24 protein-coding genes are annotated in these 22,176 nt (G+C 60.8%); 9 read left to right on the top strand and 15 right to left on the bottom strand.

The window, feature by feature from the left end:
- Positions 1-438 (top strand): aspartate carbamoyltransferase regulatory subunit, encoded by a 438-nt coding sequence (locus ACGHP1_RS06545; RefSeq protein WP_005941235.1) that lies wholly within the window; start codon positions 1-3, stop codon positions 436-438.
- A gap of 417 nt (positions 439-855) precedes the next feature.
- On the opposite strand, the gene ACGHP1_RS06540 is transcribed toward ACGHP1_RS06545, so the two are convergent.
- From ACGHP1_RS06540 to ACGHP1_RS06500, 9 genes are all read right to left on the bottom strand, one after another.
- Positions 856-2,163 carry a sensor histidine kinase gene (locus ACGHP1_RS06540; protein ID WP_044953604.1) on the bottom strand — a complete coding sequence of 436 codons (1,308 nt, stop codon included), beginning with the start codon at positions 2,161-2,163 and terminating at the stop codon, positions 856-858.
- Positions 2,156-2,878 carry a LytTR family DNA-binding domain-containing protein gene (locus tag ACGHP1_RS06535; protein WP_005941248.1) on the bottom strand — a complete coding sequence of 241 codons (723 nt, stop codon included), beginning with the start codon at positions 2,876-2,878 and terminating at the stop codon, positions 2,156-2,158. Before ACGHP1_RS06535 ends, ACGHP1_RS06540 begins: the two co-directional genes overlap by 8 nt.
- 59 nt (positions 2,879-2,937) lie before the next feature.
- Positions 2,938-4,305 (bottom strand): sodium-dependent transporter, encoded by a 1,368-nt coding sequence (locus ACGHP1_RS06530; protein ID WP_349936082.1) that lies wholly within the window; start codon positions 4,303-4,305, stop codon positions 2,938-2,940.
- A 779-nt stretch (positions 4,306-5,084) separates the two neighbouring features.
- Entirely contained in the window at positions 5,085-5,915 is an 831-nt protein-coding gene (locus ACGHP1_RS06525; RefSeq protein ID WP_371287989.1) for a pseudouridine synthase, read from the bottom strand.
- Positions 5,916-6,317: 402 nt separating this feature from the next.
- Positions 6,318-6,725 (bottom strand): GerW family sporulation protein, encoded by a 408-nt coding sequence (gene ytfJ / locus ACGHP1_RS06520; protein ID WP_005941263.1) that lies wholly within the window; start codon positions 6,723-6,725, stop codon positions 6,318-6,320.
- A 79-nt stretch (positions 6,726-6,804) separates the two neighbouring features.
- Positions 6,805-7,554, bottom strand: coding sequence for a hypothetical protein (locus tag ACGHP1_RS06515; RefSeq protein ID WP_097801861.1), 750 nt, complete (start codon positions 7,552-7,554; stop codon positions 6,805-6,807).
- 3 nt (positions 7,555-7,557) lie between these two features.
- Positions 7,558-8,109, bottom strand: a complete 552-nt coding sequence (gene scpB / locus ACGHP1_RS06510; protein ID WP_390508492.1) for an SMC-Scp complex subunit ScpB — start codon at positions 8,107-8,109, stop codon at positions 7,558-7,560.
- Entirely contained in the window at positions 8,106-8,828 is a 723-nt protein-coding gene (locus ACGHP1_RS06505) for a segregation/condensation protein A (protein WP_349936080.1), read from the bottom strand. The genes scpB and ACGHP1_RS06505 overlap by 4 nt, the downstream gene beginning before the upstream one ends.
- 2 nt (positions 8,829-8,830) lie before the next feature.
- Entirely contained in the window at positions 8,831-9,505 is a 675-nt protein-coding gene (locus ACGHP1_RS06500) for a site-2 protease family protein (protein WP_390508489.1), read from the bottom strand.
- A gap of 368 nt (positions 9,506-9,873) precedes the next feature.
- Between ACGHP1_RS06500 and rpmB the strand changes: the two genes are divergently transcribed.
- The 5 genes from rpmB to ACGHP1_RS06475 all read left to right on the top strand — a co-directional run bounded on the left by rpmB (position 9,874) and on the right by ACGHP1_RS06475 (position 14,310).
- The gene (rpmB, locus tag ACGHP1_RS06495) at positions 9,874-10,062 is read left to right on the top strand and encodes a 50S ribosomal protein L28 (RefSeq protein ID WP_082210844.1); all 189 of its coding nucleotides are present in this window, start codon (positions 9,874-9,876) and stop codon (positions 10,060-10,062) included.
- Positions 10,063-10,131: 69 nt separating this feature from the next.
- Positions 10,132-10,308, top strand: coding sequence for a DUF4250 domain-containing protein (locus ACGHP1_RS06490; protein WP_097774886.1), 177 nt, complete (start codon positions 10,132-10,134; stop codon positions 10,306-10,308).
- A gap of 100 nt (positions 10,309-10,408) precedes the next feature.
- Entirely contained in the window at positions 10,409-11,164 is a 756-nt protein-coding gene (locus ACGHP1_RS06485; RefSeq protein WP_005941285.1) for an esterase family protein, read from the top strand.
- A gap of 143 nt (positions 11,165-11,307) precedes the next feature.
- Positions 11,308-11,703 (top strand): metal-sensing transcriptional repressor, encoded by a 396-nt coding sequence (locus tag ACGHP1_RS06480; protein ID WP_005941288.1) that lies wholly within the window; start codon positions 11,308-11,310, stop codon positions 11,701-11,703.
- Positions 11,704-11,745: 42 nt separating this feature from the next.
- Positions 11,746-14,310 (top strand): heavy metal translocating P-type ATPase, encoded by a 2,565-nt coding sequence (locus tag ACGHP1_RS06475; protein WP_390508484.1) that lies wholly within the window; start codon positions 11,746-11,748, stop codon positions 14,308-14,310.
- 73 nt (positions 14,311-14,383) lie between these two features.
- On the opposite strand, the gene ACGHP1_RS06470 is transcribed toward ACGHP1_RS06475, so the two are convergent.
- Entirely contained in the window at positions 14,384-14,641 is a 258-nt protein-coding gene (locus ACGHP1_RS06470) for a DUF2442 domain-containing protein (protein ID WP_390508482.1), read from the bottom strand.
- A gap of 13 nt (positions 14,642-14,654) precedes the next feature.
- Entirely contained in the window at positions 14,655-14,921 is a 267-nt protein-coding gene (locus ACGHP1_RS06465) for a DUF4160 domain-containing protein (RefSeq protein WP_097777915.1), read from the bottom strand.
- 222 nt (positions 14,922-15,143) lie between these two features.
- Here ACGHP1_RS06465 and ACGHP1_RS06460 point away from each other — a divergent pair, with 222 nt between their 5' ends.
- The gene (locus ACGHP1_RS06460) at positions 15,144-16,511 is read left to right on the top strand and encodes an AAA family ATPase (RefSeq protein ID WP_390508480.1); all 1,368 of its coding nucleotides are present in this window, start codon (positions 15,144-15,146) and stop codon (positions 16,509-16,511) included.
- A 317-nt stretch (positions 16,512-16,828) separates the two neighbouring features.
- On the opposite strand, the gene ACGHP1_RS06455 is transcribed toward ACGHP1_RS06460, so the two are convergent.
- Positions 16,829-17,866 carry a hypothetical protein gene (locus tag ACGHP1_RS06455; RefSeq protein ID WP_005940376.1) on the bottom strand — a complete coding sequence of 346 codons (1,038 nt, stop codon included), beginning with the start codon at positions 17,864-17,866 and terminating at the stop codon, positions 16,829-16,831.
- Positions 17,867-17,938: 72 nt separating this feature from the next.
- Here ACGHP1_RS06455 and ACGHP1_RS06450 point away from each other — a divergent pair, with 72 nt between their 5' ends.
- Positions 17,939-18,226 (top strand): YabP/YqfC family sporulation protein, encoded by a 288-nt coding sequence (locus tag ACGHP1_RS06450; RefSeq protein ID WP_155115867.1) that lies wholly within the window; start codon positions 17,939-17,941, stop codon positions 18,224-18,226.
- A gap of 9 nt (positions 18,227-18,235) precedes the next feature.
- The gene (locus ACGHP1_RS06445; protein ID WP_390508477.1) at positions 18,236-19,378 is read left to right on the top strand and encodes a sporulation protein YqfD; all 1,143 of its coding nucleotides are present in this window, start codon (positions 18,236-18,238) and stop codon (positions 19,376-19,378) included.
- A gap of 407 nt (positions 19,379-19,785) precedes the next feature.
- Here ACGHP1_RS06445 and hslO read toward each other — a convergent pair whose 3' ends face one another.
- Genes hslO through yihA form a run of 3 tightly spaced genes read right to left on the bottom strand, consistent with a single transcriptional unit; the run spans position 19,786 to position 22,057 of the window.
- Positions 19,786-20,697 carry an Hsp33 family molecular chaperone HslO gene (gene hslO / locus ACGHP1_RS06440; RefSeq protein ID WP_154258789.1) on the bottom strand — a complete coding sequence of 304 codons (912 nt, stop codon included), beginning with the start codon at positions 20,695-20,697 and terminating at the stop codon, positions 19,786-19,788.
- A 4-nt stretch (positions 20,698-20,701) separates the two neighbouring features.
- Positions 20,702-21,451 (bottom strand): class I SAM-dependent methyltransferase, encoded by a 750-nt coding sequence (locus ACGHP1_RS06435; protein WP_005940360.1) that lies wholly within the window; start codon positions 21,449-21,451, stop codon positions 20,702-20,704.
- Between the two features lie 3 nt (positions 21,452-21,454).
- Positions 21,455-22,057 (bottom strand): ribosome biogenesis GTP-binding protein YihA/YsxC, encoded by a 603-nt coding sequence (gene yihA, locus ACGHP1_RS06430; protein ID WP_154258788.1) that lies wholly within the window; start codon positions 22,055-22,057, stop codon positions 21,455-21,457.
- Positions 22,058-22,176 lie beyond the last annotated feature (119 nt).

Genomic DNA, 22,176 nt, shown 5'->3' with positions numbered 1-22,176 from the left:
ATGCTGAACATCGATGAAATTCAGAACGGCATCGTGATCGACCACATCAAGGCAGGCACCGCCATTGGCCTGATGGACCTGCTGGGCATTGCGGGCAACCGCACCGCCAGCGTGGCGCTGATCCAGAATGCACGCAGCAGCAAGACCGCCAGCGGCCGCAAGGACATCATCAAGGTGGAGGGCGATGCTTCCTGGCTGAACCTGGATGTGCTGGCCTACCTTGACCCGGGCATCAGCGTGACCATCATTGAAAACGGCAAGGCCGTGCGCAAGGAAAAGCCGATGCCCCCCAAGCGCCTTGTGAACATTGTAAAATGCCGCAACCCCCGCTGCATCTCCTCCATTGAGGAAGAGTGCGACCAGATCTTTGAGCTGAGCTCCAACGGCAAATACCGCTGCATCTACTGCGAGCAGGAGCTGCAGGTAAAGCCGGAATAACGACACAGAAAAAGAGCTGCTGTACCAGGCAATTTTGCCGTACAGCAGCTCTTTTTTTGCAATAAAAAATCTGACGGAACTCTCACCGACGCAAATGCCCTGTGCGGCAGATGCTCCATTCCCACAAGCAGCACCTGCCGGACAGAAATGCGACGTACCGAGTGACTTTATCAGCAGCAAACCCCAAAGTTCGCCGTTGAAAGCCCCGCCAGATGAGCTGCGCAGCGCATGAGGACTGCACAGCGAAGAGCAAAGGGAAAACAGAGCAGCTTAACACGCACCGCTGCCCGGATCACTGCACAGGGGGGCAAAGCTTCACCAGGTCTTCCTTTGGCCGCAAATCCGCCCTGCCCCGGCAGGAGGTCACCTTTACTGGCCTTAGTATAGCATTGTTGCGTGCCTGTTGCACAGAACATGTCATAAATTGTCGGTGCTCATGTCATGAACTGCGCACGGGATGGCGCAGGTAAACCGGAACCACCGGTCGCGGCAGCTCACGGTGTACTCGGCACCGTACTTGCGCAGCACGTCCTGCACGTTGGCAAGGCCCATGCCGTGGCCGCTCTCCTTTTTGGTGGTGCCGGGCAGCTTGCCCTCCTCCAGCAGCAGGTCTTCCTGCACGCGGTTGCGCACCGAGATCAGATATTCTTCCGGCGTTTTGCGGATGCGCACATGCACCTCCGGCGGCAGGGCCTGCGCTGCGGCGCGGGTGGCGTTGTCCAGAAGGTTGGAGAGCACGATGACCATATCCATGCTGTCGAAGGGCATCCGCTTGAGATCGCACAGGTCAAAGTAAATATTCACGCCAACTTTTGCCGCCTCTTCGTATTTTTTGCTCAGAATGGAATCCAGCAGCGGGTTGTGGGTATCCATGATGGTGGTGCCCGCCGCCACCGTTTTGCTCACGCTGGCAATGTAGGCCTGTGCGCCTTTCAGATCTCCCTGATCCAGCAGGGCAGTAAGGGCTGTCATGTGGTTGGTGAACTCGTGGGTCAGGCGGCGCTGTTCCGTGTAGGAATCCAGCAGGGCTTCGGCACGCTGCTGTTCCAGCTGAGCACGGTAGCGGGAGTTCTGCCGCTGCACCACCTGATCGTTGAACATCTGCACGATGGCGATATGCACCAGCACCGCCACGCTCATGCCAAAGGTGAGCAGCATGGTCATCCGGGTAGCGGGCTGCTGGGTCCCTGTGACCATCAGCACGATGTTCAGCACCACAGCCACCCCGGGGAAAAAGGACATCACCAGCGCCTGCAGCGGCTGCAGAGCACACTTCTGGTTCCAGCTGTACAGGGAATGCGCAACTGCTGCACCCACGATAAGGTTCGCGGCGCACAGCGCGATCAGGCAGCCGGGGTGCTGCCATGCTTCGCCGGTGCGCACTCCGGTGAACCAGGAGTAGGTATAGTTGACCGTGTTCTCCACCAGCAGGCACATGGTGCCGTTGATCAGGCAGGCGGTGAGCTTATCGGCAAAGGTTCCGCCAAACAGCTGCGCCGTAACAAAAAGGTACAGCACATTGAGCAGGACGCTCTGCACATTGAAAAATGACATTCCTGTTGCGAGTGACAGGCCCAGCTGCCCCATACACAGCAGCTCTGCCCATAGAACCGGCCATCGCAATTTTCCCCTGCCAAGGTAGGCCCACTCCACCAGAATAAAGGCGTTCCCCTGGACCAGACACACCAGATGCCCCAGCATCATTTCCGCAAATGCATCACTCATCCACATACTGCCCCTTCCATTCCAGATATGCGTTCTGGATGGCCGCATAGCCTGCGCGGCTCACGCTCAGCTCCACCCCGTTTTTCAGCAGGGCGCGGTAGCTGCGGATGCTGCGCACATATTTCATGTTCACCACATCGCTGCGGCTCACCTGCAAAAAGCCGTTCTCGTAGAGCATGGGCGGCAGGTCGGCGATCTTGCCGTAGTAGGTGCAGATGGGCCGGCGGGCAATGTCGCCGTAGACGTTGATCTGGCGCAGGTCGCTTTCCAGATAATAGATCTGATCCAGCGGAATTTCCGTTTCGGTGCGGTTGTGGTGCACCGTCAGAGTCTTGCGCTGGTCGGTCAGGGCGGCAAGCAGGTCGTCCAGACACTTGGGCAGGGTGCGCGCAATGTCCCGCTTGAGCAGGTAGCGGTAGGCGTTCACCGTGTAGCCTTCCAGCGCAAATTCCAGATAGGCCGAAACATACACCAGCATCAGGCCGGGGCACTTCTGCTTGAGCTGACGGCCCAGCACCATGCCGTTTGCACCGGGCATGTCCACGTCCAGAAACGCCAGCTGATACAGCTCCAGCCCCGGCGTTGCAAGCACCTCGGCTGCGCTGGTGCAGACGGCGGTGTGCACCTGCACGCTGCGGGCGGTAAAGTAGACGGTGACATATTCTGCCATGCGCGCGCCGAACGCCGCATCGTCGTCACAGATCAGGATATGCATGGAAGGTTCCTTTCTGCCGCAAAAGGCCCCTCTTGCAGTAAGAGGGGCCAAAGTAACTATCAGAGAAATTTATCGTAGAGGCCAAAGGCAAAGATGAACAGCACGATCACCGGCAGCACGCAGGTCAGGTAGCCGCGCATCCAGTCGTGCATCTTGAGGCCCTTGCCGGTGTTGACTTCCTTTTTATAGTTGTCCCAGCCCCAGCCGTACTTGGTAACGCAGAACAGCAGGTACACCAAGCTGCCCAGCGGCAGGAACAGGTTGCTCACGAGGAAGTCCTCCAAATCCAGCACAGCGCCGCCGAACACGGCAAAGCCGTCCCATGCCCACACGTTGTAGCCCAGCACGCAGGGCAGCGAAAGCAGAGTGATGAGCACGAAGTTCACCAGACTGGACTTCTTGCGGCTGCAGCCGGTCAGCTCCATGCCGCAGCAGATGATGTTCTCGAACACGGCCAGCACGGTGGAAAGCGCCGCAAAGGCCATGAACAGGAAAAACAGGGAGCCCCACAACCGTCCCATGGCCATGTTGGCAAAGATGTTGGGCAGGGTAATGAAGATCAGGCTGGGGCCGCTGGTCTGGTCCACACCGTAGGTGAAGCAGGCCGGGAAGATGATGAGACCGGCGGTGATGGCCACGAAGGTATCCAGCACCACGATGCGGGCGGACTCGCCCAGCAGGGAGTGCTCCTTGCCGATGTAGCTGCCAAAGATGGACATTGCGCCAATGCCAAGGCTCAGGGTGAAGAAGGCCTGATTCATGGCGGACACCAGCGTGTTGACCACGCCCACCTCTTTCATGCGCCCGAAGTCGGGCACGAGGAAGAAGCTCAGGCCTTCCTTTGCGCCGGGCATGAACAGGCTGTTGACGGCCAGCACCACCATGATCACCAGCAGGGCGATCATCATGACCTTGGTCACGCGCTCAAGGCCGTTCTGCAGGCCCTTGGCGCACACAAAGATGCCCAGTGCCACCACGAACACCATCCAGAAGGTCATCACGCCGGGGTCTGCCAGCATTTCGGTAAACTTGCCGGCCACCTGATCGGCGTTCAGGCCTGCCAGCTTACCGGTGGCGGTCATGTAGAAATAGTGCAGCATCCAGCCTGCCACGGTGGTGTAGAACATCATGAGCAGATAGCAGCCAATGAGGGTGAGGTAGCCGTGGATGTGCCACTTCTGTCCCGGCTTTTCCAGTGCCTGATAGGCCCGCACCGGGCTTTTGCGGGAAGCGCGGCCCACCGCAAACTCCATGGTCATGATGGGCAGGCCCAGAATGATGAGGAAGATCAGGTAGAACAGCACGAACGCGCCGCCGCCGCCCTGACCGGCAATATAAGGGAACTTCCACACGTTGCCAATGCCGATGGCACAGCCCGCCGAAAGCAGAATGAAGCCCAGCCGGGACTTCAGTTTTTCTCTTTCCATGATTCCAAACTCCTTGTTTTCCGTTCTGCTCTGCCCTGCCCTTTGCGGGGCCGGGCAAAGCGTTGCTTTTGTATTATAGCACAAATTTGGTCGAAGAACAGGGGCGCTTCAGCGAGATGAACTTTTGTTGTCAAAAGTATTCTTTGTCTTTCCCGCGTGCACAGCCCGTCCTGCCGCAGGGCCGTACCGCAATTTTCGTTGCAGATGCGTCCGTTTTCGGTGTATTTGCGGCGGACTTCAATTTTTCTCACCTGAAAGGTGAAGAGCTGACAGTTATTCACTTATATAAAAATGCCCTGCATAATAGCCGAGAACCATCTCTTGACAAACCAGCAAAAAGAAACTATACTACGAATAGAGAAGGTGCTGTCCGCAATGGTCAGCTCCCTCCGGCTAATTGGTCAATAAGAAGAATGACCGCTCACCGTTTGGAGACTGGGGCGGTCATTTCTTATTGTTATGGATCTCTTTGAAGATTGCCCATGCGATCTGAAATGTAATCCCAACTGTACCGCCAACAATGACGAACAGCTGCAGAACATCGTTCAACACCATGATGCATCCCCCCTTCCGCGTTTGCGAACGGGGGAACAAACAATAAGCTTTTACGTCCCCCGAACGCTTGCCGGAGGAAAGCATGACCACCTGCGCTTGCAGACAGCACCGAATCACCGCCTTTTCGGGCGGCATCTTTATGATATCATAAAAAATAACATTTTACAATAAAGAAAGCACCCGCTGTACAGGTGCTTTCTTTTCGTTTATATAGGTATATAGGCTTACTTCCGCTTTTTGGGGGCAGTACCCTTGCCCACCGGGCCGCGGGGGCGGCGCTCGGCAGCCTTGGACTGCACTGCGGCGCTGCGGGTCTGGGCGCGGCCCTTGGCGGCAGCGGCACGCAGACCGTTGACCTCCGCCTTGGTCAGCTCACGGTAGGTGCCGGGCTTGAGCATTCCCAGCTTCACCACGCCCTCGGCGTTGCGCTTCAGGCGCACCACCTCAAGGCCCACGGTCTCGCACATGCGGCGGATCTCGCGGTTCTTGCCCTCTTTCAGGGTCATTTCCATCACGGTGCGGCCCGGCTCGTCGGTAACAACGTTGATGGCGCAGGGCATGGTCTTGGTGCCGTCGTCCAGCACAACGCCGCTGCTCAGCTTCAGGATCTGGCTTTCATCGGCGCGGGGCTGCACGGTGACGCGGTACAGCTTGGAGATGCCGCCCGACGGATGGGTGACGGCCTGCGCAAACGCGCCGTCGTTGGTCATGAGCAGCAGGCCCTCGCTGTCCTTATCCAGACGGCCCACCGGGTACAGGCGGGCGGGGATATCGCTCACCAGCTCCATCACGGTCTTGCGGCCCAGCTCGTCGCTGGCGGTGGTCACATAGCCGCGGGGCTTGTACAGGGCCAGATAGTACATCTGCTGATCCTTGCGGATATAGATGCGCTCGTCGTCCACGTGCAGCACGTCGCGGTTGGGGTCCATCTTGTCGCCCACCTTGACGGGGTGGCCGTTGACCTTCACGCGGCCCTCGGCAATGATCTGTTCGGCCGCACGGCGGGAGCACAGACCCTGTTCAGCCATGATCTTTTGAATACGTTCTTCTGCCATAATAAAACTCCTTGTGCGCCTCCCGGCGCTCAAAACGCGCACCTCTCCCCTGCTTTGGGGTGCGGGTGCGCCTGTATCAAAACTGTGAGTTGGAAGCTCACAGTTACGGCGATGGTGATTGGCAGGCCAGCAGGGAGCTTTCTCCGCGAACAGCCCGGGACTCCAGTCCCGCCCCAACGCTTGCGCGCCGGGGCCCCACCCCCAGGACATTCGCTGGAGAAACTCCCTGCCGTCCTGCCGGGATCGGCACCGGATACTCCGGCAAGATGCGCGAAGCCATGTCTAAAGTGCAGGCTGCGACTAAAATCGACAAAAAAGCCCGTCGGGAAGTGCGAGGGCTTCTTTCACTGGTGGTCTGGCGAGCGCAGGCGGGACGGAGTGTCCGGTGCCAAGCCCCCTCCCTTACTGCTCAGCAGGAGCAGCAGGCTCTTCCTTCTTTTCGTCCTTCTTGATGAGGGCGGCAACCTTGTCCACCAGCTCCGGCAGCATGGTCAGGGCACGGTTGATGGTGTCGGCGTTGTCCGACAGCTGGATGGTGCGCACGCAGCCGTCCTTTACCACGAGGAAGGCCACCGGCTGGATGTTCACACCCGCACCGGAGCCGCCGCCGAACAGGTCCTTGTTGGCGGCGTTCTTGCCGTCAAAGTCGGTGCCGCCGGAGGCAAAGCCAAAGCTCACCTTGGAAACCGGCAGGATGGTGGTGCCGTCCTCGGTGATGATGGGCTTGCCAATGATGGTGTTGGAGTCCACCATCTGGTGGATCTTCTCCATGGTAACGTTCATCAGGCCCTGAATGGGATGCTCAGCCATAAAACAGCTCTCCTTTATCGGTTTGATTCGGGCAAAGGCCCGTTGTCTGCAGATCCGGATACACGTATAGTGTACCACATTATAGGAAGATGTCCAATACTTTTTTGCGCCAGAACTCGTACAGCACCCGCACCGCCGCAAGGACGATGAACAGTGCCTGTGCGCTCACCCGGCAGGACACCCGGTCCTCCACGGTGGGCTGCCCGCTGCCAAAGTCCGGCAGGATGCGCAGCTCATCGAACTGCAGCCAGAGAAAGCGGTCCAGCACGCCCAGCACCGGGTACAGCCACGCCTGCAGCTTGCCGTAGCTGCGGGCAGCGGCGGCGGGGTCCTCCCCGCGCACACCAAGGCGCACCTGTATTTTTGTGATGCGCAGCGCACCGAACACAGCCTTGGTCAAAGTGCCCGCACCTTTGAGCATGGTGCAGAGGATCTCCAGCGTGATCTTTGCCTTTTTGCGCGGCTGGGCGGGCTTGTTTGCCTTGGCAGCAGCGGCGGCGGCCTTTTTGCGGGCCTTCTCCTCTGCCTTTTTCCGCTTGCGCTCGGCCCGCCATGCGGCAAACTTTGCCTTGACCTTGCCAAAGCCCCTGGGCGGCTCCGGGTTTTCCGGTGCGGGCGGCGGCTCCGGCTTCGGGTACTGGAACACCGGGAAGGTGATGCCCAGCGCACCGGCCTTTACGGTGAGCACGCCGTGCTCCCAGCACAGGTCTGCGCAGAAGGGGCACAGCAGCAACAGCACCAGTAAGATCAGCACCACCAGCAGCAGAATGCCGATCACCCGGAGGATGAACAGCAGCACTGCGCCCAGCGCGGCGAGGAATGCTCCCATGCGTTACCCCTCACTTTCTGTCGGTGATGCGTTCGTTTCCATTTCCTGCCCGTGCACCGGCGGCAGGTCGGCCAGAGAAGAAAGGCCGAACACCCGCAAAAAGGTGTCGGTGGTGCGGAAGCTCACCGGCCTGCCCGGCAGGTCAAGGCGGCCGGCTTCCTCAATGAGGCCCTTTTCCAGCAGGCCCGACACGCTGGACGAGGAATCCACGCCGCGCACCTGCTCGATGAAGGCGCGGGACACCGGCTGGTTGTAGGCGATCACGGTCAGGGTCTCCATGGCGGCGGGGCCAAGGGGCACTGCGCGGCGGCTGTCCAGCAGGCGGCGGATGCAGTCGGCCCACTCGGTCTTGGTGGCAAGCTGCCAGCGGGTGTTCAGGTGCAGCAGGCACAGGCCGCTGTCCTCCCGGGCGTAGCGCTCCCGCAGGGCTTCCAGCGCGGCTTCCACGCTGAGCTGCGGCAGCTGCACCGCCTGGGCCAGCTTGTCGGCACCAATGGGGTCGCCGCTGGCAAACAGCATGGCTTCCACGGCTGCACGGATCTGTTTCTGGTTCATTCCTTCTCCTTATCACGTTGGATGCGGCCCCGCTGCATGGTCAGCCGGCCCTCGTCGTCCAGCTTTACGCGGCCGCCGCGCACCAGCTCCAGCAAGGCCAGAAAGGTGGCCACGTTGGTGCTGCGGGTCTGCTGGCGGCTGAACAGCTGGCTCATTTTTGCCGCTGTACCGCTGATCAGGTGCCGCAGAATGTACACCACCCGGCTCGTCACCGACACCATGGGCGCTGTGACCAGCGGCTCGAACTGCTGCTGGGTAGGCTCCCGGCGCAGCTTGGTGCGGCCGGAAAGAACGGCCCAGTAATCCGCCAGCACCTGCGGCGCATGGTGCAGGTCGTAGGTGTTATCGAACTCCATCTCCATGGGCGGACGCACAAAAACCGGCGCAGCTTCGGCCTTTTGGCGCAAAAGCGCAGCCATGCGGCGGCACTGGTCGTACTCGATCAGCTGGCCGGTGAACTCCTGCTTGAGCCGCTCGCCCTCTTCGCTGCGGGGCAAAAGCAGGTAGCTTTTCATCTCCACCAGCCGCGCGGCCATCTCGATGAAGGCGCTGGCGGCTTCCGGGTCCGGGTCGGCCCGCGCCACCGTGGCGGTGTACTGGTCGATCAGCTCCAGAATGGGGATGTTGTGCAGGTCCATCTTATGTTTGGCCACAAGCGCCAGCAATAATTCCAGCGGGCCGTCAAAATCTTCCAGATGGAAGGTCAGTTCTTCTGCCACGCTCACACCACCGTCCCAAGGCCGGCATAGTAGATGGAATACGCGATCTTATCAATGTAGCCGGTGCCCTTGCCCAGCAGCTCCCACACGATGTTGTTCAGGTAGTACAGGGGGGTATCCAGTGCGCCGAACCACACTGCCGCCAGCAGGGCGATCATGATATAGCGCTCGTATTTCATCAGGCCAAAGTAGATGCGCCGGGGCAGCACCACCAGCAGGATGCGGCTGCCGTCCAGCGGCGGCACCGGGATCAAGTTGAACACGGCAAGGCTCACGTTCATCAGCACAAGGTACTGCAGGAACATGGCAATGTAGATGGTGGCATCGTTCACCGGTGCCCAGTAGTACATGAGCTTCCACACCACCATGCCCACATAGGCAAGGATCATGTTTGCCGCAGGGCCAGCCAGCGCGGTGAGGGCCATGCCCCACTTGGGGTTTTTGAAATTGCGGGGGTCGGTGGAGACGGGCTTTGCCCAGCCCACGCCCGCAAACACCATGCACAGCGTGCCCAGCAGGTCAAAGTGGGCAAAGGGATTCATGGAGAGCCGCCCCTGCCGCTTTGCGGTGTCGTCGCCCAGCAGCCATGCCGCCAGCGCGTGCCCGCACTCGTGGAAGGGGATGGCCACCAGCGCCACCAGCGCGCGGATGAGATAATAGATGCCCTGAGAGGTCATTCGATATTCCTGCCTTTTTTCAGTATACCATATATAATACTATTTTTTGAGGTTTTAGACAAGGGGGTAAACTCCTTCCACCGCTAACGCGGTCCCCCTCCCTCAAAGAGGGAGGCTTTGGCATACCGGAAAGCTTTTCCTCTTCGCCAGAGGCTCCCTCACTGAGACAGACTCCCCCGGCCGGGGGAGGTGGCACAAAGTGCCAGAAGGGGAACAGCTGGCATCGCGCAGCGATGACTGAAGGAGTTTGGTTTTCCAAAAAACCGCAATATTTTTTGAAAAAAGGCTTGCATTTTGCCCGGTAATCTGCTACAATAGTCAAGCTGATTATTTTGATTCCTTACTTCACTGCAGGAGGTGCAAGTACCATGGCTAAATGTGAATGCTGCGGCAAGGGTGTTGCCTTTGGTATCAAGGTTTCTCACTCTCATCGTCGTTCCAACCGTACCTGGAAGCCGAATGTCCGTCGTGTCAAGGCGGTCGTTGAGGGTTCTCCCAAGTACGTCTACGCATGCTCCCGTTGCCTGCGCGCTGGCAAAGTTACCCGCGCTGTCTAATTTGGTGTATGTGGCCGGTCACTTTGTCGAGTGGCCGGCTTTTTTTGTTGCTGTAAGGAGGCAAAACACATGGCTCTGCCCAACGATCCCATCATGCTGCTGAGCGTGGTGAACCTGAAGCTGCGTGATTTTTACAAAAACCTCGATGCTCTGTGCGAAGACATGGATGCCGACAAGGCAGATCTGTGCGCAAAGCTCAAAGCTGTGGGCTACGAATACGATGCCCAGCGCAACCAATTCGTGTGATATTTCCAGAGAAAGCTTTCTTTTGATCGCTAACGACCGGCACCAACGTGCAGCGACTGCGCCCGGGCCGGTGAATATAGAAACAAGGAGTGCTTGATTTATGATCCAGGGTACCTATTACAAAGAGTGGAGCAGCGTGCTGAACCGCGAGATGGAGTTCAAGGTATACGGCAGCGCCGGTGTGCCGGTGCTGGCCCTGCCTGCCCGCGGCGGCCGCTTTTATGATTGGGAGAACAACGGCATGCCCGATGCCATTGCCCCGCTGCTGAACGAGGGCAAGGTGCAGCTGTTCTGCGCCGACAGCATTGACGGCGAGGCCGTACTGAACGGCGACATCCCGGTACGCCGCCGCGCCGAGATGGAGGAAAAGTACTTCGTCTACCTTACCGCCGAGCTGGCTCCCCGGGTGCTGGCCCTGAACGGTGCCGCAAAGGATGCCAAGCTGTGGTGTGTGGGCATCGACCTTGGCGCTGTGCACGCCGTCAACTGCCGCCTGCGCCGTCCCAAGCTCTTTGCCGGTGCCATCGGCCTTTCCGGCATCTACGATCTGGCCCGCTTCTGGGGCAGTGAAGCCGACGATCTAGTGCTGCGCTGCTCTCCCCTGCAGTATCTGGCCGAGAACGGCATCGCCGACAAGCTGGCTCTGGCCAAGGCCGAGGAGAACAGCCTGATGCTCTGCGCCGGTCAGGGTGCCTACGAGGACGATGCCAAAGCCGACACGCAGGCGCTGGCCGATGTGCTGGCTGCACAGGGCCTGCCCGCCCACCTCGAGGTCTGGGGCGGCGATGTCTCCCACGAGTGGTACTGGTGGGGCAAGATGCTGGGCCTGTTTGTGCCGCGGATTCTGGAGAAGTAAAAGTGATTTGATAGAGGGAAGGCATTTGCAGTGCCTTCCCTCTTTTTGTTTGTATTTTTCAATTTCCTACTTGATTTATCGGGTTTGCTGTGCTATACTCATGCTGTAAGACACATACCCCCTATGGGTAAAGGAGATATTTTATGGACAACGAGAAAAAGCCCTGCTGCTGTTGCGGCACGCCCGCCCAGCCCGAAGCTGCCACGGCTCCGGCCGTTGACGCATCCGCTGTGCCCACCGAAAGCGTCACCCCCTCCTGCTGCCGCCACAAGGACCGCACCCCTGAGGAGCACAAGGCCCTGCTGAACCGGCTCAGCCGCATCGAAGGGCAGGTGCGCGGCATCCGCGGCATGCTGGAAAAGGATGCCTACTGCGTGGACATCCTTGTGCAGGTGGCGGCGGCGAACTCGGCGCTGAACAGCTTTTCCAAGGAGCTGCTGGCCCAGCACATCTCCACCTGCGTGGCGGACGACCTGCGTGCGGGCAGCGAGGCAAAGCTGGACGAGCTGGTGAATCTGCTGCCCAAGCTCATGAAATAAGAAGCCCTTTCCTGTGCATACTCAACGTAGGAGTGATATTTTATGGAACAATACAACGTTACCGGCATGAGCTGCGCAGCCTGCTCCGCCCGGGTGGAGAAGGCCGTGAGCAAGGTGCCCGGCGTTGCCAGCTGTTCGGTGAGCCTGCTGACCAACTCCATGGGCGTGGAGGGCACCGCCAGCTCTGCCGAGATCATCAAGGCCGTGCAGGATGCCGGTTACGGTGCCAGCCCCAAGCGTGCGGGCGCGGCGGCTGCCAGCTCCACCAGCGCCGACCTTGACGCGCTGGCCGACCACGAGACCCCCAAGCTCAAGCGGCGGCTCATTGCATCGCTGGGTTTTCTGCTGGTGCTGATGTACTTCTCCATGGGCCACATGATGTGGGGCTGGCCCCTGCCCCGCTGGTTCGACGGCAACCACATCGCCATGGGCCTTGTGCAGCTGCTGCTGGCGGGCATTGTCATGGTCATCAACCAGAAGTTCTTCATCAACGGCTTCAAGGGCCTCCTCCACGGTTCGCCCAACATGGACACGCTGGTGGCCATGGGTTCCATGGCAAGCTTTGTGTGGAGCACCTACGCCCTGTTCGCCATGACCCGCGCGCAGGTGGACGGCAACAGCGAGCTGGTCATGCATTATATGATGGAGTTCTACTTTGAGTCCGCTGCCATGATCTTGACCCTCATCACGGTGGGCAAGATGCTGGAGGCCCGCTCCAAGGGCAAGACCACCGACGCGCTCAAGAGCCTGATGAAGCTTGCCCCCAAGACCGCCAACCTGCTGCGGGACGGTACCGAAGTGACCGTGCCCATCGAGCAGGTGCAGAAGGGGGACATTTTTGTGGTGCGCCCGGGCGAGAACATCCCCGTGGACGGCATCGTGCTGGAAGGCACCAGCGCCGTGAACGAGAGCGCCCTGACCGGCGAGAGCATCCCCGTGGACAAGGCTGCGGGCGATAAGGTGAGCGCTGCCACCACCAACCAGTCCGGTTTCCTGCAGTGCCGGGCCACCCGCGTTGGCGAGGACACCACCCTTGCCCAGATCATCCGGATGGTCAGCGATGCCGCCGCCACCAAGGCTCCCATTGCAAAAATCGCCGATACGGTGTCCGGTTTCTTCGTGCCTGCGGTCATTACCATTGCGGTGGTCACCACCATCGTGTGGCTGCTGCTGGGCCGGGAGCTGGGCTATGCGCTGGCCCGCGGCATCTCCGTGCTGGTCATCAGCTGCCCCTGTGCGCTGGGTCTGGCAACGCCGGTGGCCATCATGGTGGGCAACGGTCTGGGTGCAAAGAACGGCATCCTGTTCAAGACCGCCGCTTCGCTGGAAGCTGCAGGCCGCACCCAGATCGTGGCGCTGGACAAGACCGGCACCATCACCAGCGGTGAACCAAAAGTGACCGATATTCTGCCCGCCGAGGGCGTTTCCGAGACGGAGCTGCTCACCCTTGCCGCCGCACTGGAGCGCAAGAGCGAGCACCCGCTGGCAAAGGCCGTGCTGGCCTGCACCGACGCGCAGAAGCTCACCGCCCCCGAGGTATCCGGCTTTGCCGCCCTGCCGGGCAACGGTCTGGCCGCAAAGCTGGAGGGCGTGGAGATCTTTGGCGGCAATGCGTCCTTTATCGGCACCAAAGTCACCGTGCCCGCACAGCTGCAGGAGAAGGCCGCAGCCCTTTCCGCACAGGGCAAAACGCCCCTGTTCTTCGGCGGAGCAGGCCGTCTGCTGGGCATCATCGCGGTGGCCGATACCATCAAGGAGGACAGCCCCCGCGCCATCCGGGAGCTGCAGGCCATGGGCATCCGCGTGGTCATGCTCACCGGTGACAACCAGCGCACTGCCGACGCCATTGGCAGGCAGGCCGGTGTGGACGAGGTGATCGCAGGTGTGCTGCCCGACGGCAAGGAAGCGGTCATCCGCCAGCTGCAGGCATCCGGCAAGGTGGCCATGGTGGGCGACGGCATCAACGATGCCCCGGCCCTGACCCGTGCCGACACCGGCATCGCCATCGGCGCAGGCACCGATGTTGCCATCGACGCGGCGGACGTGGTGCTGATGAACTCCAAGCTGTCGGACGTGCCCGCCGCCATCCGCCTGAGCCGCGCTGCCCTGCGCAACATCCACGAAAACCTGTTCTGGGCGTTCATCTACAACATCATCGGCATCCCGCTGGCCGCAGGCGTGTTCATCCCCTTCGGCCTGACGCTGAACCCCATGTTCGGTGCTGCTGCCATGAGCCTTTCCAGCTTCTGCGTGGTAAGCAACGCCCTGCGCCTGAACCTGTTCGACGTGCACAGCACAAAGCACGATCGTGCGGCAAAAAATGCTGCTTCCCTGCCCGCTGTCTCCGCACAGCCCGCAGCGGTTGCAAATAAAGAGAGTACCAAGGAGGACACTGCTATGAAAAAGACCCTGAAGGTGGAAGGCATGATGTGCGGCCACTGCGAAGCCCGCGTGAAGAAGGCTCTGGAAGCCCTGCCCGAGGTGGACGAGGCCGTGGTGAGCCACGAGGCCGGCACCGCCATCGTCACCCTGAACGCCGAGGTCGCCGACGACGTGCTGAAGAAGGCCGTTGAAGATCAGGACTACCCTGTGACCGGCATCCAGTAAACCGCCGCTGAATACTCCCCATCAAATGGAAAGGCCGCTGCATGTGAACCGTGCAGCGGCCTTTTGCATTGGGTTATGCTGTTTTCTTCACAGGAACGCTGTTTTCGTACAGCTCATGCGGGGCGATATCCTGCCCCTCTTCCCACTCGATGCCAATACCGCCCGGCAGCAGATGCACGGTAGCAAAGTAACTCTCATCCTGCAGCCTGCCGTACCACGAGCCGGTGGCATAAGGGGCTGCATCAAACAGCTTTACCTCGCCCGTCTCATAATAAAGGCAGAGCTTCAGCGGTTTTACGGGTTCCACCTTTGTCAGCTTCGGCTGTAACATCCAGAATCACTCCTTACTTCAGCGGGTCGATGCGGAAGAATTGTTCACCATTGCTCAGCAGCTTCCAGTTGGCTTCCAGATCCTCATGATGGATCACGATCCATGCCTCCAGCAGTTTCAGCTTGTTCTTCGGAAAGCTGCCTTCCAGAACCGTACCGTCCAGCGCAACCACGATCTCTTCACCGGAATATTCTGCGTGGATATGCGGCATATTATGCTTTCCACCCTGTTCGCGGTACATTCTGACAATGATGCCGTAAAAAATGCTCAGTACCGGCAATTGCACCACTTCCCTTCTCAGTGTCATTTTAACATACAGCTGGTGTGTTTTCAAGATTGCTGCAGCGCATTTCCCCATTTTCCTGTGCATTTTCACCCCGGAAGCTGTGGCTTTTTGCGCAAAAACTATTTGTTGACACGTTGTTTTTTCAGAGTTATACTTATAGCAACAACATTTGGTTTTGCTTCCAGTTATAAACCACAGCGAAAGGAGAAATGTATTTTGGGAGTATCCATTCAGGACCGCACAGACTTTCTGAACATGCTGGATGCCTGCAGGACCGAGCAGCAGCTGTTCAGCCGCCTGACCTTTGCGGTAATGTTCCACCAGACCGATCCGGATGCACGGGAAGACCTGCTGGACGACGTGCGCGGCGCAGCCTGCAACATGCAGCTGCCCGCCGTCAATTACAAGATCGATCAATGGCTCAACACCTGCAAGCAGGCGTGGCAGGCCGACCCTGCAGCCTTTATGGCAGCCGTGAACGCGGACGCAAAGCAGCGCAAGCTTGCGCTGGAGGGCAGCGCGGCGCAGCCCGGTCTGCTGGCCGATGTGCCCATGCAGAGCGTGGCGTGGCTGGTGCCGCAGCTGCTGCCGCTGGGCGAAGTGTCGCTGCTGGGTGCCGACGGCGGCACCGGCAAGGGCATCTGGCAGGCACAGCTCATTGCCTATGTGACGGCGGGCAAGACCTCCGGCTTTTTTCCGCTGCCGCCGCAGCAGACCGGCAAGGTGCTGCTGCTTGCGGGCGAGGACGACCCCGGCAAGGTGCTCAAGGCCCGTCTGCTGGCGGCCGGGGCCGACATGAACCGGGTGCTGGTGCTGACCGCCGACGACTACTTTGGCAAGACCGGCCAGCCCCTTACCCTCAAGGATCAGGCACTGGCGGATTTTGCCGCCAAGGCCGGGCCGCTGCTGCTCATCGTGGACCCGCTGCAGAGCTTTCTGCCCGCCGATGTGGAGATGGCAAGCCGCAACCAGATGCGCGGTGCCCTGCTGCCGCTGCGCGCCATTGCCGCAAAGCAGGGCTGCGCGGTGCTCATCGTGATGCACTCCAACAAAAAGCAGGGCGTTTCCGGCCGCGCACGTCTGGCCGACAGCTCGGATATCTGGGACATGGCCCGCAGCGTGCTGATGATGGGCCGCGCCAAGAACGACGGCAAAATTTATCTCAGCCACGAGAAAAACAGCTACGCCCGCCCCCAGCAGACGGTGCTGCTGCACATCGACGATGTGGAGGTGGAGGGCGTAAAGACCGCGCGGGCCGTGTTTGACGGCTACACCGACAAGAAGGATGCCGACTTCATTGAGGAGCGGCGGGTGCGCACGGCGGAGACCCGGCAGGACACCCGCAGCGCCATCCTGAACGTTCTGTCCGAGAGCCGCCTTGGGTCGATGCCCAGCAACGAGCTGCGCGCCGCCGTCCTGCGGGAGATCGGGTGCAGCGACAGTACATACAACCGTGTGTACAGTGAGCTTGTAAAATCCGGTGAGATCGCAAAGCACCAGATCAATCAGGGCGGCAACGTACGTAGTTGGTTCACTGCCATGCCCTACCGTGGAGAAACAAGTGACAAAGTGGCGAAATTATAACGCATCTATGTTTATAATTGTCTGTTTGTCAATTTGACAAAGTGACCCTTGCTGACAAAGTGACTCTGTTTGCCACGCTGTTGTCAGTTTATCAGCTTGACAAAGTGTCTTTTTTACGCTCATTCGTCAAAAATCAGTCACTTACTCAGATAACGCTCCTACAGTAGCACCTGATAAAGTTCCCTGAAACCAAGGGCTGTGGGCTGGGAGTTTCTCCAGCGAATGTCCGGGAAGTGGGGCCCCGTGCGTAAGCACAGGGGCGGAACCGTGGGTTCCGGGCTGTTCGCGGAGAAAGCTCCCAGCACGCGGCCCGATCCTCAACGCGCCAACTCCTCCACCGTGATGCAGCACACGGCAAAGGCCAGCAGGGCGCAGTCCAGCGGGACACGGCGCAGCACCACCACCCGTTCGGTCAGGGTGGTAAAGGTCTGCACGGCCTGCACCGGCACGGTGCTGCCCAGCCAGAACAGCGCCACCGAAAGCGGCAGATGCACCGCCCGCGCTGCCAGCAAAGGCCGCAGCGAGATCTCGGCCGGGCAGATGGTGCGCACCTGCAAAAGCACCGACACCCCCTGCACACTGAGCGCCGCACAGCACAGCGTGCTGGCCCACAGCCCGGTGCGGGCGGCCTGATCGCAGCCGGAACACACTTCCAGCAGCATGGCGGGCAGCGCCGCCCACGGCTGTGGCAGCAATGCCCCGCACCCTGCCGCCAGCAGCCGGAAGTACAGCACAAAGCCGCAGAGCTTCAGGTAGGTCACTGCCGCCTGCGCGATCACCGCGTCCAGTGCGGGCAGCGGAATGGTTTCCCCCTGCGCGGGTGGAGCCTGCCCGGCCCCGCCCTGCATCCTGCACAGCAGCGCCGCCGTGAGGTATCCCGCCAGCAGCTGGGCCGCAAACAGCCGCACCCCCACCGCGCGGCTGCCCAGCATCTGCTGCCCTACCGTGAGGATGACAAAGGACGGCCCGCTGCACACACAGGCGGGCAGCAGCGCCGAGGCCTGCCGGGAGGTGAGCTGACCGGTGCGCACGGCTTCGGACGCAGCCACCGCCGCCGGTGCAAAGCCCCCCAAGGCCCCAATGAGCAGCACGCCGCCCGCACCCTTTGCCCGGATGCCCATGAGCCGCGCCGCAGGCCGGAACACAAAGCCCAGCCACTGCCCGGCCCCGCAGCCTGCCGCCAGCGCCGATACGATGAGGAACGGAAACAGCGATACCAGCAGCGGCCCGCCGCACAGCCGCAGCCCCGCCTGCAGGGCATCGGCACAGCGCTGCGGCGCGGCAAACACCAGAAACGCCGTGTACCCTGCCAGCGCCAGCAGCACGCCCCGCCGGAAATTCCAGCTTCGATTCATAACTCAGCCCTCCGCATCCATATATATGTAGCAGCGCGCCGCGGGCAGAACTGCGGGATGGGAGGGAATGGGATGTGTGCCAAGCGCAAAAAGCGGCTTTTGCCGCAAAGCTGGCTGGCCCTGCTGTTCCGTCAGCCGCCGCAGGGCTTTTACCACGCCCCTGCCGTCTACCTGAGCGGGGGCCGCATGGAGGTGGAGCACTTTTGCCGCATCCTGACCTACAGCCCCGACCGGCTGTGCCTGCAGATGCCCCATGGCCGGTTGACCATCTACGGCGACGGGCTGAAGATCGTCACCCTTACCGCCAGCCGCCTGACCCTGCGGGGGCGGTTCGTGCGCACGGACTTTGCGGATGACTAGGAGGTGCCCATGGAACCGGTAAGCCTTTGGGCCGCGGTGGAGTTCACCGCATGCAATGGCAGCACCGAAGCCCTGCTTACCGCTGCCGCCCGGGCCGGGCTGCACCCCTATGGGGTAACAGCCCTGCCGGGAGGGTTTGGCGGGCGGTGCGCCGCGTGGCAGTACCCGCGCCTTGCCGCGCTGGCCCGCAAGCACCGGGTGCGGCTGCGCATCCGCCGGAAGCTGGGGCTGTATTTCCGTCTGCGCCCCTTGCTGCGCCGGGCCGGGCTTTGGGCGGGGCTGGCGGTGTTTGTGCCGCTGCTGCTCTTTGCACAGCAGTTCGTCTGGTATGCGGACACCTCTTCCCTCACCACCGGACAGGCTGCGCGGGCCTGCGCCGTCCTGCGGGAAGCGGGCCTGCAGCCCGGTGCGGCTGTGACCGAGGCAAAGCTCACCGCCGGGGAGTACGCCCTTTTGCACAGCGGCGAGTTCTCCTGGGCCAGCCTGAATTTTGCCAAAGGGCGGCTGGTGGTGGAAGCCGCCGCGGCCAGGCCCAAGCCGGACATTGCCGCCGGAACGCTGCACGGCATCCGGGCAAAATGCGGCGGCACTGTTCTGCGCACGAACCTTACCAGCGGCACCATGCTGGTGCAGCCGGGCCAGCAGGTGGAAGCCGGGCAGGGCCTCATTGGCACAGCCCGCGCCGAGCGGGACGGCACCCTGATCTTTGCGCCCGCCGCCGGAACGGTGGTTGCGCAGTTTGAGTGGAGCGACACCCGCACCGTGCCCTTGGAAGAGACGGTGCAGCAGTACACCGGCACGTGCACCCGCGCATACCGGGTGACAGCGTTCGGGCACACCTTCTCCCTGCCCGCCGCGCCTGCGCCGGAACATGCGGCAGTGGTCCTCCGGCACTTTCAGCCGGAGGTGCCGCTGCTGGGCCTTGCCCTGCCCTGCTCTGTGGAGGAGACCTGCCGCTATGTGCAGCAGCCGGAAACGCTGCACCGCACCGAAGCGCAGGCCGCCGCGCTGGCCCGGCTGCAAAGCCTGCAGGCGCTGTACGCCGCATGGCCGGACGCGGAGCACATCGCCCGCAAAGAGGACTGCACCGTGAACGGCAATGTACTGGACTATACCGTCACCTACACCGTGGCAGCGGACATCTGCGGGTGAAAGGATTCCCGTTGTAATTCGTCAAAAAGGATGCTAAACTAAAAATGCCACCCCAAAGGGTGGCGTTAAGGTGCTGTCTGCAAGCGCAGGTGGTCATGCTTCCCTCCGGCAAGCGTCCGGGGGACGTAAAAGCTTATTGTTTGTTCCCCCGTTCGCAAACGCGGAAGGGGGGATGCATCATGGTGTTGAACGATGTTCTGCAGCTGTTCGTCATTGTTGGCGGCACAGTTGGGATTACATTTCAGATCGCATGGGCAATCTTCAAAGAGATCCATAACAATAAGAAATGACCGCCCCAGACTCCCAAACCTGAGCGGTCATTCTTATTGACTCCTTAGCCGAAGGGAAGCTGACCATTGCGGACAGCGCCTTTTCTGTTTGTAGTATAGTTGTTTTTTAGCGGTTTGTCAAGTCCCCTGCTCTGCAGCGGCACGTTCCGCCGCCTGCGCGTCGTACTCGGCAAGCAGGTCGTTCAGGTCGTACTGGTACTTGCTGTGGCAGAAGTGGCACACCACCTCGCAGGCGGGGTCCTCGTCGCGCATCCTCACCAGCTCCTTGCGGCCAAGGCTGAACAGCATCTCCTTGGTGCGCTCGGCGCTGCAGTCGCACTGGTAGTGCACATCGCGCTCGTCCAGCACGTTGGGGGCAAAGCCCGCCAGCGCCAGCTGCATCATGTCCTCGGGGGTCTTGCCCTCGTGCAGCAGGGTGGTAACGGATGGCATGGCCGCGATATTCTTTTCCAGCTGATCGATCTCCGCATCGGTGGCACCGGGCAGCAGCTGCACCATAAAGCCGCCTGCGCACAGGATGGACAGGTCCTTGTCCACCAGCACGCCCAGCGCCATGACGGTGGGCACCTGCTCGCTGTAGGCGTAGTAGGCGGTCAGGTCCTCGGCGATCTCGCCGGAGACCAGCGGCACCTGCCCCACGGTAGGCTCCTTCTGCAGGCGGTTGTCCCGGATGACGGTGAGCACACCGTCTTTGCCCACAGCGCCGCCCACATCCAGGTGGCCGTTCGGCTTTGCGGGCAGCTCCACCAAGGGGTGATCGATGCAGCCCTTCACGTTGCCGGTGCCGTCGGTGCAGGCAATGACCACGCCCGCCGGGCCGCCGCCGGACACACGCAGGGTGATCTGGTCACGGTCGTCCTTGAGCATGGAGCCCATCAGGGCCGCGCCGGTGAGCAGACGGCCCAGTGCCGCGCTGCAGGTGGCGCTGGTGGTGTGCAGCTTTTCGGCCTTGCGGACGATCTGGGTGGAATCCACACCGCAGAACACGACCCCGCCGTTCTCCGACAGGCCGCGGATCAGATTTGCCATAAAGTTATCCCTCCAATTGTGTATACTGCTTGACTGCGCAGAAGAAATAGCGCTGGCTGTCCTCGGTCAGCGGGCCGAAGGTCTCGCCGTCGCAGACGCTTTCCAGCGCAAAGCCGTGCTTTTCCAGCGCGGTGCGGATGGTGTCAAGGTCGTAGGTGTACTCGCAGAACTGCTCGTGGAAGTGCTCGCCGGTCTCGTGGTAGTCGATGTCCACGGTGATCTCCACGCGGCGGTTGGCGGCATCGTAGTGGTTGCGCCACACACAGGCGGCATCCTCTTCCTCAAAGGTGAACGCGTTGTCGCCCAGCACGTTCCGGTGCTTGTAGGGCGTGTTCATATCGAAGAGGAACACCCCGCCTTTTTCCATAAAGAAGCCCGCGTTGGCAATGGCGGTGTCGAGGTCCGGGATGTGGTTGAAGGTGTCAAAGGTGGACACCGCGCCCCGGATGGTGCCGTACAGATCCAGCTTGAGCAGGTCCTGCCGGAGCAGCAGCAGCCTGCCGGAAAGGCCCAGCTGTTCGGCCTTATCGCGCACAACGCAGAGCATCTCCTCGGACTGGTCAATGCCGATCATATCATAGCCCGCCTGCGTGAGCATCAACGTCAGCTCACCGGTGCCGCAGCCAAGGTCGGCAAGGATGCCGTCGTGGATGCCGTGCTCCTTGAGCTTTGCATGGATGTGGGCATACAGGGCATCGTAATCGGCCTCGCCGTTGAATTCATCGTAGAAATAGGCAAATTCGTTGTAGGCCATGGTTTACTCCGCTTCCTCGTTTTCCGCAGCCACAGCGGCGTTGAGCACCGCCTGCAGCTCCGGGATGCCGTAGCCGTTCTCGCCGCTGGTCAGCACCACCTTCTGGCAGCCATAGGGGCGGCAGAGGTTCTCAAAGTCTTCCAGCGTCTTGGCCAGCTGGCTCTTTTTGAGCTTGTCGGCCTTGGTCAGGGCCACCACGTAGGGGATCTGGTGATAGTGCAGGTAGCGCAGCATCTGCTCATCGTCGGCGCTGGGGGCGTGGCGGCAGTCCAGCAGCTGCACCAGCAGGGTGTGGTGGCGCGGGGCCTCAAAATAGCTGTTGATGAGGTCGTCCCAGCGCTCACGGTCGGCGTTGCTCACCTTGGCGTAGCCGTAGCCGGGCAGGTCCACAAAGTAGCAGTCGTCCACCGAATAGAAATTGATGGTAGCCGTTTTGCCCGGCGTACTGGACACGCGGGCAAGGTTTTTGCGGCTGCACAGCTTATTGATGAGGCTGGATTTGCCCACGTTGGACCGCCCCGAAAAGCTCAGCTCCGGGCGGTCGCTCTCGGGCAGCTGGCTGGAAATGCCGTAGCTGGCAATGAAATCAGCTTTGTTGTAATTCATGGAGCTTTCCTTTCTTTGATAAATGCCATCTATCCAAACTCCTTCAGTCATCGCTTACGCGATGCCAGCTCCCTCAGTGAGGGAGCCTCTGGCGAAGAGGAAAAGCTTTCCGGTATGCC

The sequence above is a fragment of the Faecalibacterium sp. i21-0019-B1 genome, from assembly GCF_042852915.1.
Lineage (GTDB): Bacteria > Bacillota > Clostridia > Oscillospirales > Ruminococcaceae > Faecalibacterium > Faecalibacterium taiwanense.
Note: the sequence above shows the minus strand (reverse complement) of the source record. Positions and strands in the feature narration are given on the sequence as shown.

What these genes read in the sequence shown, in the direction of transcription:
- ACGHP1_RS06530 (WP_349936082.1), bottom strand. Translation starts at nt 4,305, where the DNA reads ATGGAAAGAGAAAAACTGAAGTCCCGGCTGGGCTTCATTCTGCTTTCG.
- ACGHP1_RS06535 (WP_005941248.1), bottom strand. Translation starts at nt 2,878, where the DNA reads ATGCATATCCTGATCTGTGACGACGATGCGGCGTTCGGCGCGCGCATG.
- ACGHP1_RS06435 (WP_005940360.1), bottom strand. Translation starts at nt 21,451, where the DNA reads ATGGCCTACAACGAATTTGCCTATTTCTACGATGAATTCAACGGCGAG.
- scpB (WP_390508492.1), bottom strand. Translation starts at nt 8,109, where the DNA reads ATGAACCAGAAACAGATCCGTGCAGCCGTGGAAGCCATGCTGTTTGCC.
- yihA (WP_154258788.1), bottom strand. Translation starts at nt 22,057, where the DNA reads ATGAATTACAACAAAGCTGATTTCATTGCCAGCTACGGCATTTCCAGC.
- ytfJ (WP_005941263.1), bottom strand. Translation starts at nt 6,725, where the DNA reads ATGGCTGAGCATCCCATTCAGGGCCTGATGAACGTTACCATGGAGAAG.
- hslO (WP_154258789.1), bottom strand. Translation starts at nt 20,697, where the DNA reads ATGGCAAATCTGATCCGCGGCCTGTCGGAGAACGGCGGGGTCGTGTTC.
- ACGHP1_RS06480 (WP_005941288.1), top strand. Translation starts at nt 11,308, where the DNA reads ATGGACAACGAGAAAAAGCCCTGCTGCTGTTGCGGCACGCCCGCCCAG.
- ACGHP1_RS06500 (WP_390508489.1), bottom strand. Translation starts at nt 9,505, where the DNA reads ATGACCTCTCAGGGCATCTATTATCTCATCCGCGCGCTGGTGGCGCTG.
- ACGHP1_RS06470 (WP_390508482.1), bottom strand. Translation starts at nt 14,641, where the DNA reads ATGTTACAGCCGAAGCTGACAAAGGTGGAACCCGTAAAACCGCTGAAG.
- ACGHP1_RS06450 (WP_155115867.1), top strand. Translation starts at nt 17,939, where the DNA reads ATGTGTGCCAAGCGCAAAAAGCGGCTTTTGCCGCAAAGCTGGCTGGCC.
- ACGHP1_RS06525 (WP_371287989.1), bottom strand. Translation starts at nt 5,915, where the DNA reads ATGGCAGAAGAACGTATTCAAAAGATCATGGCTGAACAGGGTCTGTGC.
- ACGHP1_RS06545 (WP_005941235.1), top strand. Translation starts at nt 1, where the DNA reads ATGCTGAACATCGATGAAATTCAGAACGGCATCGTGATCGACCACATC.
- ACGHP1_RS06445 (WP_390508477.1), top strand. Translation starts at nt 18,236, where the DNA reads ATGGAACCGGTAAGCCTTTGGGCCGCGGTGGAGTTCACCGCATGCAAT.
- ACGHP1_RS06515 (WP_097801861.1), bottom strand. Translation starts at nt 7,554, where the DNA reads ATGGGAGCATTCCTCGCCGCGCTGGGCGCAGTGCTGCTGTTCATCCTC.
- ACGHP1_RS06485 (WP_005941285.1), top strand. Translation starts at nt 10,409, where the DNA reads ATGATCCAGGGTACCTATTACAAAGAGTGGAGCAGCGTGCTGAACCGC.
- ACGHP1_RS06475 (WP_390508484.1), top strand. Translation starts at nt 11,746, where the DNA reads ATGGAACAATACAACGTTACCGGCATGAGCTGCGCAGCCTGCTCCGCC.
- ACGHP1_RS06455 (WP_005940376.1), bottom strand. Translation starts at nt 17,866, where the DNA reads ATGAATCGAAGCTGGAATTTCCGGCGGGGCGTGCTGCTGGCGCTGGCA.
- ACGHP1_RS06490 (WP_097774886.1), top strand. Translation starts at nt 10,132, where the DNA reads ATGGCTCTGCCCAACGATCCCATCATGCTGCTGAGCGTGGTGAACCTG.
- rpmB (WP_082210844.1), top strand. Translation starts at nt 9,874, where the DNA reads ATGGCTAAATGTGAATGCTGCGGCAAGGGTGTTGCCTTTGGTATCAAG.
- ACGHP1_RS06540 (WP_044953604.1), bottom strand. Translation starts at nt 2,163, where the DNA reads ATGAGTGATGCATTTGCGGAAATGATGCTGGGGCATCTGGTGTGTCTG.